The organism is Bacteroides faecis, assembly GCF_020091505.1.
Lineage (GTDB): Bacteria > Bacteroidota > Bacteroidia > Bacteroidales > Bacteroidaceae > Bacteroides > Bacteroides faecis.
This window is the reverse complement of record NZ_CP081916.1, coordinates 1,324,586-1,336,575: the sequence shown is the minus strand read 5'-3', so window position 1 is coordinate 1,336,575 and position 11,990 is coordinate 1,324,586. Positions and strand designations below refer to the sequence as shown.

The following is an 11,990-nucleotide window of genomic DNA, read 5'->3' as shown; positions in this document are numbered from 1 at the left end:
CATTAAATATCCAACTGAAACCAAACCTGATGTCTGCGTCGGTATCTGTTCCAGAATTTCTTTCTGTAATGCAGAATCAAACGCACACATTCTTCCTCATCCATCTTTCTCGAACGGGCATATTCTTTTCCCAACAGGATAAAGAAGGGCGTCTGCCCCCATAAACGGGCAAAATTCGCACAACCTTTCTTAATATCCACTTCACCAAAATGCATTCTGTTAATATCTACCAGTGAGAAATGATATTCTTCTCCTATCTTATCATACAGGATATTTCCCGGTGAATAGTCCAAATGTAAAATTCCGGCTTCATGCAAGCGCGCTGTGAATTCCGCAAAAGCGGTCACTACATCTGCACAGCTTTCTATATCTGCATTGCCAAACTGGCAAAAGTTATATCGATAGGGAGATTGTATGCTCATAAAATATGAATGACCAATCAATCCCATCTTTGTTTCTTCTATATATGCAATAGGACAAGGGGTTTCAAATCCTTTCTCCAGCAGTTTCTCGGGATAAACAAAAGCACGCTTCCCTTTTGACGGACGAAAAAAAGCATAAGCAATCCTATTTATCAGCGGAGGTATGGCATACCGTTTCACGTTAATATCCAATCCATCCACCGTGATCATCTTTATCAAATTCCGCCCGGAATGAATTACCGTTCCTAATGTCTCAAAGTCCTCAGGAATACGTTCTACATATTCTCTCAGATATTCGTATTTGGGGTTAATCATTATCTTCATCTTACGAAAAAACAAGAATGGTCATACTTCTCTTCATCTCTCAACTCTTTTGCCCGGTCATCTTAAAATATTTATCCAACACAAGCAGTGATATCAAATTTTCTCTTCTCTTATCTTTAAATTGCGACACATATTCATGAGCATGCCTGATGATCTCCAATGATTCGTCTACATGCTCTATATAGTAATTCAACCGTTCTTCCAAATCAGAGAAATCCGGCTTTATTTCAATATAATGATAATCGGGAATAAGCGTGCCTTCCATAAACCATGTCTCACAGGTAGGCCGAGGCATCACTGCTATTGAATTCGATGACATCACCCATTTCAGGTTGCTGGCCACATCGATTCCTTCAAGAGCCATTATGAATTTATAATCCAAATGCTCATTAATCGTTTTCTTCTCCGTGCGCCACTCTACCGGGTCGGTCGTATTTTTACTGACATCTCCCAAATCGCACATCGGATGATGAAAATACATCTCCATAAACATCTTCCTGGAAGGTTTTCCTTTTACCTTTCCGCGAAAGATTACCATATTTTTCTTCTCAGTAAAAGCCTTCTTATCGTCTACAAATATAAAATGACGAACCTTATCCAGTTTCATCACAATCGAATTCGCATTATCCTCTGTCAGAGGACGGCTTTTCACAATAGAGGGATAGTCGGGGACAAATGTCACATCACCAGGACAGAAGCCCCACTGAAACTGATCGGAAAACCAACGGGTATATTGATAAGTATCAAAGAAATACACTTTTTGCTTGCTCATCTTATGCTCTGAAAGACGCGGAGCAGAGGAAGGTAATGGCACCGTTCCGGAAAGTTTATTGTAATAGTCAACACGACGTTCGATATAGTCTTTGTCCTTCCGACGGGATAATGAAGATAACCTCCCTTGTAACCGTAACCGGAAAATACCTCTCGGAATAATAAGTCTGAGAGCATTTACCGAATAGTAAATGAACTTAGGATTTTTCCCGCTACGCAACTTATATAAAAGTTTATTCTTCATTCTTGTTTCATATATCAGGAGTATTTGTCTCCTAATTGATTATTCCTTCAATCTTCGCTATTACCTGTTCGGGTTTTATTTCTCTCAGGCAGGCATAATCGCCTCGCCAGCATGGTTTCTGTCCGTATACGGAGCAAGGGCGGCATGACAGTTCGAGTTGTACTGTATTGACCGGCAATTGCTTCCATCCCATAAATCCGGCATAAGGATGAGTAGCTCCCCAAACAGAGATCACCGGAATATTGACCAGCGAAGCCAGATGCATATTTGCCGAATCCATCGAGAGCATCACATCCAGATGGCTCATAAGATTCAGCTCGGTACGCATATTCAGCTTACCAATCATGGAAACGACGGAAGGGTATTTCGCCACCCAACTATCGAATACTTCCTGTTCACTCTTACCACCTCCGAAAAGGAAAACCTTCACCTTCGGATCAGCGGCAAAATGGGCTACTATCTGCTCCTGCAACTCAATAGGATAAATCTTACCTACGTGCTTGGCAAAAGGAGCTATACCAATCCATTTCAAATTATCTTTTGTACCCGCAACAGGTTCTATCTCTGCAAAATTCCCTTTTCCGTCTCCATAAATTGAAGAAAAGTTCAGTAATACAGGAAAGCCCAGTTTCTCCAGCACATCGGCATAGCGGCGGAAAGAACTTTTCTGGTTCTCCAGCACTTTATGCCGACGGCGAACCAATTTTTCTTTTCCCGCTCTACCTTTGCATATAGATGCCACAGGTATATTAGCAAGCCGAAATCTCAGGCACAAGTATTTCGTCCGAAGCACATGATGAAAGTCCGCCACATAGTCGAAACGCTTTGCCTTCAGTTCCGAATAAAGGGTATTCAACCCCCACAGTCCTTTATGTTTACCCGTCAGATCAGCACCGATAAAACTCACATTAGCAGGAAGTCCCTGAAAAAGCGGTTGCCACACAGCACGACTCAACACAGTAATTTCAAGTTGAGGATATTGCACTGCCAGCGAATGTACTACCGGTATCGTCATGGCTACATCGCCAAGAGCTGAAAAACGGATAATGAGAATACGCGCCATTCGTTATTTTTTTGCATAAAGCACCGGATTCAATGCCGGGTCATTATACATCTTCATCTGTTTGTATACTTTCATATATTTCTTCCCTGATTCGATATCAGACAGTAACTGATCGATAGCTGAAGAAAGGTCTTTCCGTTGTTCCAGCAGAATGCTCAGTTTCGTCTGGCATTGTGCACGATGTTCTTCCGTAGTGTCCGTACGTTCCACTTCCTGCTGCATGTGGTAAATTTTCAAAGCAAGAATAGAGAGACGGTCTACTGCCCAGGCGGGACTTTCTGTATTGATTGTAGCATCTGCCAAAGGCTTTACATCCTTATATTGATCAAGGAAATAGCTGTCGATCAACTCAACCAAATCCGTACGGTCCTGATTGGATTTATCGATTCTTCTCTTTAAAGCTACGGCTGCTACCGGATCTATCTGAGGATCACGGATAATATCTTCGAAATGCCATTGTACGGCATCAATCCAGTTTTTCAGATACAAGTAATACTCTATCGACTTCAACTCGTAAGGATTGTTCATCGGCGCATCTACGCTATCCGTCACATGGTAATCTGTTGTCGATTTCCAAAAAATATCATTGCAAAGGTTACTAAATGTCATAATCTTAACTAGCTAATAGATGTATAATAGGACAAAGCTATGTAATATTTTTCAGACAAGCAACCGTTTCTTACTTTTTTATTTCTTACCTTTGTCTGAGCTAAAATGGAATTGTATATGAAAATTATTATAGACGATAAGATACCTTATATAAAAGAGGCAGCAGAGAAAATTGCCGACGAGGTAATTTACGCACCGGGAAAGGATTTTACACGGGAACTGATACAGGATGCGGACGCACTCATCATCCGGACCCGCACTCACTGCAACCGGGAATTGCTGGAAGGCAGCAAAGTAAAATTCATCGCTACGGCAACCATCGGGTTCGACCATATCGACACCGAATATTGCAAGCAGGCAGGTATCGAGTGGGCGAATGCTCCGGGATGCAATTCCGCTTCGGTAGCTCAATATATACAGTCATCTCTTCTGGTCTGGAAATCTCTTCAAAATAAAAAATTAGACGAGCTGACTATCGGCATTATCGGTGTAGGTAATGTAGGAAGCAAGGTAGCCAAAGCAGCACAGGATTTCGGCATACGTGTACTGCTGAATGATTTGCCCAGAGAAGAGAAAGAAGGGGGCACAACATTCACTCCACTAGAGAGAATAGCCAAAGAATGTGACATCATCACCTTTCACGTACCTTTATATAAAGAAGGGAAATATAAAACGTTCCATCTGGCAGACGAGAAATTCTTCCGGTCTCTCCAACGGAAACCTGTTATCATCAACACTTCAAGGGGAGAAGTGATCGAAACAAATGCCCTGCTGGAAGCCATTGACAACGGTACAATCTCAGACGCAGTGATTGATGTATGGGAACACGAACCGGAAATCAACCGCGAGTTACTGGATAAAGTACTTATAGGTACTCCGCATATTGCCGGATACTCTGCCGATGGCAAAGCGAATGCAACCCGAATGTCACTGGACTCCATCTGCCGTTTTTTCCACCTGAATGCAACTTACGAGATTAACCCTCCCGCCCCACTCTCACCTGTCATCGAAGCCAAAGACCGGGAAGAAGCTCTGCTGAAGATGTACAATCCCGCCGAAGACAGCAACCGGTTAAAATCCCAACCGGAACTATTCGAAACATTACGGGGAGATTATCCATTGCGGAGAGAGGAAAAGGCATATATACAGGTATTAGGTAATACCTAATACTTATTAACCTAATATTTCTTCCACAATACGGGGAAAGTGCTCATATTCCAAAGCATGTACTTTCTTTGCGACTTCTTCGGGAGAATCATCGGGAAGTACAGGACAGGTAGCCTGGAAGATAATGCTTCCTTCGTCATAGTGTTCATTAATATAATGTATAGTAATACCACTTTCTTTTTCGCCCGCAGCCACCACAGCTTCGTGAACTTTGTCTCCGTACATACCTTTGCCGCCGAACTTAGGCAAAAGAGCAGGATGTATATTTATGATTTTACCGGGATAAGCATGCAAAAGTAAATCCGGCACACGAACAAGGAATCCTGCCAGCACAATAAAGTCAATACGATATTCCTGCAAAATAGCCAGAATCTCATCTCCGGCAATCCAGTCCTCCTTTGGGAACACGTTACAGGGCACTTTCAGGCGATGCGAACGTTCCAAAACGTAGGCGTCACTTTTATTAGAAAGTACTAACGACACCGTAGCGGAGTCGCTCTTTTGGAAATACCGGATGATATTCTCGGCATTTGAGCCGGAACCGGAAGCGAAAATGGCGATGTTTTTCTTCATTATACTCGAATTCAATGCACAAAACAGTGAAAAATGTGCAAAAGACTGCATTTATTTAGTCAAATATTTGCGCAAAACGATAAATATTCATTCCTTTGCACCGCAAATTTAAAGAAATAAAACTAATTATTAATTAAAAACTTAAAGTTATGTCTGAAATTGCATCAAGAGTAAAAGCGATTATCGTTGATAAATTAGGCGTAGAAGAATCAGAAGTTACTAACGAAGCAAGCTTCACTAACGACCTGGGAGCAGATTCTCTTGACACTGTAGAACTTATCATGGAATTCGAAAAAGAATTCGGTATCTCTATTCCTGATGACCAAGCAGAAAAGATTGGTACTGTAGGTGATGCTGTATCTTATATCGAAGAACACGCTAAGTAATTATCCGATTTCATCAATATGGAATTAAAAAGAGTGGTAGTAACAGGCCTTGGCGCCATTACTCCTGTTGGCAATGACGTTCCCGAATTTTGGGAGAATCTAGTGAACGGGGTTAGTGGAGCAGGGCCTATTACTCATTTTGATGCGTCGCTATTCAAGACCCAGTTTGCATGCGAAGTGAAAAACTTCGATGTAACTAAATATATCGACCGTAAAGAGGCAAGAAAGATGGACTTATACACCCAGTATGCTGTCGCCGTTGCCAAAGAAGCGGTAGCAGACTCCGGTCTTGACGTCGAAAAAGAAGATTTGAACAGAATCGGTGTTATTTTTGGCGCCGGTATCGGTGGTATACATACATTCGAGGAAGAAGTAGGCAACTACTACACTCACCAGGAAATAGGTCCCAAGTTCAATCCGTTCTTCATCCCGAAGATGATCTCGGATATCGCTGCCGGACAGATTTCTATCATGTATGGCTTCCATGGTCCTAATTACGCGACTTGTTCAGCATGTGCTACCTCTACCAATGCTATCGCGGATGCTTTCAACCTGATTCGTCTGGGCAAAGCAAACGTAATCGTATCAGGTGGTTCGGAAGCAGCTATCTTCCCGGCAGGTGTAGGCGGTTTTAACGCTATGCACGCTCTGTCAACACGCAACGATGAGCCTGGCAAGGCTTCACGTCCATTCAGTGCAAGCCGCGACGGCTTCATCATGGGCGAAGGTGGCGGTTGCCTGATCCTGGAAGAACTGGAACACGCTAAGGCCCGTGGTGCGAAAATCTATGCAGAGGTTGCCGGTGTAGGTATGTCTGCGGATGCTCATCACTTAACAGCTTCTCATCCGGAAGGTCTTGGTGCCAAACTGGTAATGATGAATGCACTGGAAGATGCAGAAATGGATCCGAAAGAAGTAGATTACATCAACGTTCACGGAACATCTACTCCGGTAGGTGATATTTCAGAAGCGAAAGCGATTAAAGAAGTATTCGGTGATCACGCATACGAACTGAACATCAGTTCTACAAAATCAATGACGGGTCACTTGCTGGGAGCTGCCGGTGCGGTAGAATCTATCGCCAGTATCCTTGCCATCAAGAACGGCATTGTTCCTCCGACTATCAACCATGAAGAAGGTGACAACGACGAGAACATTGACTACGACCTTAATTTCACGTTCAACAAGGCTCAGAAACGTGAGGTTAATGTTGCCCTGTCCAATACTTTTGGATTTGGTGGTCACAATGCGTGCGTTATCTTCAAGAAATACGCTGAATAAAACGTGCTACGTAACCAAATAAATAAGATAAGGCTCCTGTTCCGCAAGGACAGAGAGTCTTATCTTTGTTTTTACCGGATACTCGGATTTTATCCGCGCGATATCCGGATCTACGAACAAGCGCTCCTGCACAAGTCATCTGCCGTCCGCTCCGAAATGGGACGTCTGTTGAATAATGAGCGACTGGAGTTCTTGGGTGACGCCATTCTTGACGCCATCGTAGGAGATATTGTCTACAAACGTTTCGAAGGGAAACGGGAAGGTTTCCTGACCAACACACGTTCCAAGATCGTACAACGGGAGACCTTGAACAAGTTAGCCGTGGAAATCGGTCTGGACAAACTGATCAAATATTCTACCCGCTCTTCTTCCCACAATAGTTATATGTACGGAAATGCTTTCGAGGCATTTATCGGGGCCATTTATCTGGACCAGGGATATGAACGTTGCAAACAGTTTATGGAGCAGCGGATCATCAACCGCTATATCGATCTGGACAAAATCTCCCGTAAAGAGGTCAACTTCAAGTCCAAGCTCATCGAATGGAGCCAGAAGAATAAGATGGAGGTTTCCTTTGAGTTGATTGAGCAGTTCCTCGACCACGACAGCAACCCCGTATTCCAGACAGAAGTTCGCATCGAAGGGCTTCCAGCCGGAACAGGTACGGGATATTCCAAGAAAGAATCTCAGCAGAATGCCGCACAGATGGCTATAAAGAAGGTAAAAGACCAGGCTTTCATGGATACAGTCAATGAAGTAAAAGCGCAGCATTCGATGCCGCCTGAAGCAGAGGCTGAAGCATTGGAAACAAAGGCTGAAGCATTGGAAGCTGAGATTGCGGAACCTGAAGTTACAGATGAAATCGCAAATGATGAAACCGGGACTGCAAATGAAACCGAGAGTGTTAATGATCAAACTGAGACTGTTAATGATGAAACCGGGACTGTAAATGACAAGACTGCTTCGTAAATGAAGCAGCCACAAACAAAAAGCTACAGGTAAAAAGTCTACTAACAGTCAAACGACAGACAGACCATAGATGAGATGCTACTATAAAAGCTTAAGTTAACCGAAACAGATTCCCATACGGCGACCTTGGATCACTAAATCGTGATCTTCAGTGACTAACTTCAACTTACCGGCAACATTTTCGAGAGGAATAGACGAAATATCATCTCCTTTCAGGGCAATCATACGCCCGAATTGTCCGTTGGCAATCAGTTCTGTCGCATGCCCTCCCATACGGGTGGAAAGGTTACGGTCGAAAGGAGTAGGCGAACCGCCACGCTGAATATATCCCAATACGGTCTCACGCGTCTCGATCCCCGTTTCATACTCTATTTCCTGCGCGATGTATTCCGCAGCACGTTTTCTGCCATCCGTCAGGATACCTTCCGCTACCACTACAATGGAATAGGGCTTTCCTTTTTTCAGTCTTTCGAGAATTGTATTTCCTATATTCTTGATATTGTAAGGGATTTCGGGGACAAGAATGACATCACCCCCACCTGCCATACCGGAATACAAAGCAATCCAGCCGGCTTTATGCCCCATCACCTCAATGACCATGACCCTTTTGTGAGAACTGGCGGTGGAATGCAAACGGTCGATGGCATCTGTAGCGATGCTTACAGCAGAGTCGAATCCAAAGGAAATGTCCGTTCCCCAGATGTCATTATCGATGGTTTTGGGGACTGACACGATATTAACGCCCATTGTAGCAAATTTAGCGGCAGTTTTCTGCGTCCCGTTTCCTCCGATACAGACAACACAATCCAACCCCATTTCCTTAATATTCTGAAGAATCAGTGCCGGTTTGTCGACATCCGAGACGACACCTCCCTTTTTAAAAGGTTTCTCGCGCGAAGTACCCAGCATTGTTCCGCCCTGGTTCAACAGTCCGGATAAGGATTTATCAGTAAAGGGCTCTATGTCTTTTGTCAGCAAACCTTGAAAACCACTATGAATTCCTATTACTTCCATCCCATAGTGATTGATAGCAGTTTTGCACACGCCACGAATAGTGGCATTTATACCGGGGCAGTCTCCTCCGGAAGTCAGGATTCCAATTCTCATTGTCGTTTTTTTTAGTCAGAAACTCGGGATTCAAGGAAAGTCGCCAATTTTTAACGATTATTTCCGACGTAAAGATAGAAAAAAAAGATAAATAAGGTTACTTTTGCACGACTAAACATTATTATGTTAAAGCAGAAATGAATATTACAAAGATTATTAGTAAGACTTTCGATTCCCGTTTAAAACAGATAGACCTTTATGCTAGTCAGGCTAGTGAGATACAGCATCGTGTGCTGAGTCGCTTAGTGAACCAAGCTGCACAGACAGAGTGGGGAAAAAAGTACGACTACGCCTCCATCCGTAGCTACGAGGATTTCAGAAAGCGCCTTCCAATACAGACTTATGAGGAAATCAAACCTTATGTAGAGCGTTTGCGGGCAGGGGAACAGAATCTGCTTTGGCCTTCGGAAATTCGCTGGTTTGCCAAATCATCCGGAACGACCAATGATAAGAGCAAATTCCTGCCTGTCAGCAAAGAAGCACTGGAAGACATTCACTACAGAGGCGGTAAAGACGCTGCGGCACTCTATTTTCGTATCAATCCGGACAGCCACTTTTTCTCGGGAAAAGGGTTGATTCTGGGAGGAAGCCACAGTCCGAACCTCAATTCCAATCATAGTTTAGTAGGCGACTTGTCAGCCATTCTGATTCAGAATGTCAATCCGCTGATCAATTTCATCCGCGTACCGAGCAAGAAAATCGCTTTGATGAGCGAATGGGAGACTAAAATAGAGGCGATAGCCAACAGTACCATCCCGGTCAATGTGACCAGTTTGTCCGGCGTGCCTTCGTGGATGCTGGTACTTATCAAGCGTATTCTCGAGAAAACCGGTAAGCAAACACTGGAAGAAGTATGGCCGAATCTGGAGGTATTCTTCCACGGTGGGGTGGCTTTCACTCCTTACCGCGAACAGTACAAACAGGTCATTCACTCGCCAAAGATGCATTATGTAGAGACTTACAATGCTTCCGAAGGATACTTTGGTACGCAGAATGACCTTTCGGACCCGTCTATGCTGTTGATGATCGATTATGGTATCTTCTACGAGTTCGTTCCACTGGAAGAAGTCGATGAAGAGAATCCACATGCTTACTGCCTCGAAGAGGTGGAACTTAACAAGAATTATGCGATGGTGATTTCTACGTCGTGCGGATTATGGCGATACATGATCGGCGATACGGTGAAGTTTACCAGCAAAAATCCGTATAAGTTCGTCATCACAGGACGGACGAAGCACTTCATCAATGCTTTTGGTGAAGAATTGATTGTGGATAATGCCGAGAAAGGGCTGGCTAAGGCTTGCGCCGAAACAGGAGCGCAGATTTGCGAATATTCTGCCGCACCGGTATTTATGGACGAACATGCCAAATGCCGTCACCAATGGTTAATAGAATTTGCCAAGATGCCGGATTCCGTAGAGAAATTTGCCGCCATACTCGACGCCACCTTGAAAGAGGTCAATTCGGACTATGAGGCGAAACGCTGGAAAGATATTGCCCTGCAGCCATTGGAAGTGATCGTAGCCCGTCCGGGACTGTTTCATGACTGGCTGGCACAGAAAGGCAAGTTAGGCGGACAGCATAAGGTACCCAGACTAAGCAATACACGCAATTATATCGAAGCAATGCTTACGCTGAATAACGAATAAACCTTATTCGAGTAATCAAATCATTATTTTACAGGAGGTTCCCTACGGTGTTACGCAAAGTATTCACCGCAGGGCAATCTAATGTGCCGGCTTGAAAACAGGCACCAAAGTGTTTCAAACAATTTCAAATGCTTGAAACACTTTGTTTCATGCGGTGAAACACTCTGTTTCATTGCTTGGAACACTTTGTTTCAAGGCATGAAACACATTGTTTCAACGGTTGAAACAAGTCGTGAAACTACCGGCCGCATTTCTCCGTCCTATAAGAGAATGCTTTTCGATATTATTCCTTCTGTTGATGAAGCTGATGTGTTGCAGACAGTGCCTCCGTAATGATTCCACCACCCAATAACAAACCATCTTTATAGAAGGCAGCAGCTTGCCCGGAAGCAATGGCCGTCAATGGTTCGTGAAGCTGTACATACAGGAGATTATCAGGTGTGATCGTTACCGTGCAATGGTTTTCCTGTTTCCGATAGCGTATTTTCACAATCACATCGGGATGTCCCAACAAACGTTCCCGACTAACGATGTTCCAATCTTTAAGCAGCATCTCCGTTTTTTCCAGCGCCTGAAGGGAAGAGAGCACTACCTCATTCTTCTCGGGACGGATTTCCTTCACAAAGACAGGCCGATTCAGATGAATCCCCAAGCCACGCCGCTGTCCGATGGTATAAAAAGGATAGCCTTCGTGCCAAGCTATAAAATCCCCCTTTTCATCGACAAATCTTCCACGGCTGACCTGCGCTGACCAAAACTGACCAAAGCTGACCTGGTGCTGACCAAAGCTGACCAACCACTTTTTCAGAAAGCTCCGATAATCCATCGGACAAAAGCAAACGCCCAAACTGTCCCTTTTCACCGCTACTTTCTGAAATCCCCGTCCGGCAGCAAAAGCACGTGCCTCCACTTTGGTAATATCCCCCATCGGCAGCAACATTCTCTGAAGAATATCCTGTTTGAGTCCCCATAAGAAAAAGGTCTGATCTTTGTCCGAATCTGCAGCATAAGTGATATAATAAGTATCATCCACCTTTACTTTCCGGACATAATGCCCGGTAGCAATATAAAAAATCCCCATTTCATCGGCTATTTTGGAAAGAAGAGGCCATTTGAGATAGTTATTGCACAACGTGCAGGGCACAGGAGTATGCCCCACCATATATTCACGCACAAAATATTCAATAATCTGTTCACGAAATATCTCACGGGCATCATACGTAATATGACGAATACCCAAACGCCCTGCCAGGTGACGGGCATCCTCCAGATACTCGGTCGAGTCATTCAACTCATAGAAACGGAAAGTAACTCCGGTCACCTCATATCCGGCTTCCAGCAATCGCATGGCAGCTACGGAACTATCCGTACCACCGCTCATTCCCAACAATACTCGTTTGTTTTCTTCCATCATGCTGCAAAATT

11 protein-coding genes and 1 pseudogene are annotated in these 11,990 nt (G+C 44.0%); 5 read left to right on the top strand and 7 right to left on the bottom strand.

Annotation, left to right across the window (positions count from 1 at the left end):
- Nucleotides 1–2 precede the first annotated feature (2 nt).
- From K6V30_RS05460 to K6V30_RS05445, 4 genes are read right to left on the bottom strand one after another with little or no spacing between them, the layout of a single operon-like run.
- On the bottom strand, nt 3–746 hold the full coding sequence (locus K6V30_RS05460; RefSeq protein WP_029425198.1) for a BUD32 family EKC/KEOPS complex subunit: 744 nt from the start codon (nt 744–746) through the stop codon (nt 3–5).
- 40 nt (nt 747–786) lie between these two features.
- Nucleotides 787–1,761, bottom strand: coding sequence for a glycosyl transferase family 90 (locus K6V30_RS05455; RefSeq protein ID WP_055269333.1), 975 nt, complete (start codon nt 1,759–1,761; stop codon nt 787–789).
- 31 nt (nt 1,762–1,792) lie between these two features.
- The gene (locus tag K6V30_RS05450; RefSeq protein WP_010536099.1) at nt 1,793–2,824 is read right to left on the bottom strand and encodes a glycosyltransferase family 9 protein; all 1,032 of its coding nucleotides are present in this window, start codon (nt 2,822–2,824) and stop codon (nt 1,793–1,795) included.
- A 3-nt stretch (nt 2,825–2,827) separates the two neighbouring features.
- On the bottom strand, nt 2,828–3,433 hold the full coding sequence (locus K6V30_RS05445; RefSeq protein WP_055269332.1) for a DUF4254 domain-containing protein: 606 nt from the start codon (nt 3,431–3,433) through the stop codon (nt 2,828–2,830).
- 117 nt (nt 3,434–3,550) lie between these two features.
- On the opposite strand from K6V30_RS05445, the gene pdxB reads away from it, so the two are divergent.
- Complete coding sequence (gene pdxB, locus K6V30_RS05440; RefSeq protein ID WP_055269370.1) at nt 3,551–4,600, top strand: 4-phosphoerythronate dehydrogenase PdxB; 1,050 nt, start codon at nt 3,551–3,553, stop codon at nt 4,598–4,600.
- 6 nt (nt 4,601–4,606) lie between these two features.
- Here the strand turns inward: pdxB and purN are convergent, their stop codons facing one another.
- Nucleotides 4,607–5,224, bottom strand: coding sequence for a phosphoribosylglycinamide formyltransferase (purN, locus tag K6V30_RS05435; RefSeq protein ID WP_010536096.1), 618 nt, complete (start codon nt 5,222–5,224; stop codon nt 4,607–4,609).
- 98 nt (nt 5,225–5,322) lie between these two features.
- Between purN and K6V30_RS05430 the strand changes: the two genes are divergently transcribed.
- The 3 genes and pseudogenes from K6V30_RS05430 (at nt 5,323) to rnc (ending at nt 7,809) form a co-directional block, all read left to right on the top strand.
- The gene (locus K6V30_RS05430) at nt 5,323–5,559 is read left to right on the top strand and encodes an acyl carrier protein (protein ID WP_004291965.1); all 237 of its coding nucleotides are present in this window, start codon (nt 5,323–5,325) and stop codon (nt 5,557–5,559) included.
- A gap of 18 nt (nt 5,560–5,577) precedes the next feature.
- The gene (gene fabF / locus K6V30_RS05425) at nt 5,578–6,840 is read left to right on the top strand and encodes a beta-ketoacyl-ACP synthase II (protein ID WP_010536095.1); all 1,263 of its coding nucleotides are present in this window, start codon (nt 5,578–5,580) and stop codon (nt 6,838–6,840) included.
- Nucleotides 6,806–7,809: pseudogene (gene rnc / locus K6V30_RS05420) on the top strand (ribonuclease III). Before fabF ends, rnc begins: the two are co-directional and overlap by 35 nt.
- Before the next feature lie 96 nt (nt 7,810–7,905).
- On the opposite strand, the gene K6V30_RS05415 reads toward rnc, so the two are convergent.
- A complete protein-coding gene (locus tag K6V30_RS05415; protein ID WP_010536093.1) occupies nt 7,906–8,916 on the bottom strand; it encodes an ATP-dependent 6-phosphofructokinase in 1,011 nt (336 codons plus the stop codon).
- Nucleotides 8,917–9,053: 137 nt separating this feature from the next.
- On the opposite strand from K6V30_RS05415, the gene K6V30_RS05410 reads away from it, so the two are divergent.
- Nucleotides 9,054–10,565, top strand: coding sequence for a GH3 auxin-responsive promoter family protein (locus K6V30_RS05410; protein WP_010536092.1), 1,512 nt, complete (start codon nt 9,054–9,056; stop codon nt 10,563–10,565).
- Nucleotides 10,566–10,848: 283 nt separating this feature from the next.
- On the opposite strand, the gene mnmA is transcribed toward K6V30_RS05410, so the two are convergent.
- The gene (mnmA, locus tag K6V30_RS05405) at nt 10,849–11,979 is read right to left on the bottom strand and encodes a tRNA 2-thiouridine(34) synthase MnmA (protein ID WP_055269331.1); all 1,131 of its coding nucleotides are present in this window, start codon (nt 11,977–11,979) and stop codon (nt 10,849–10,851) included.
- Nucleotides 11,980–11,990: the final 11 nt, after the last annotated feature.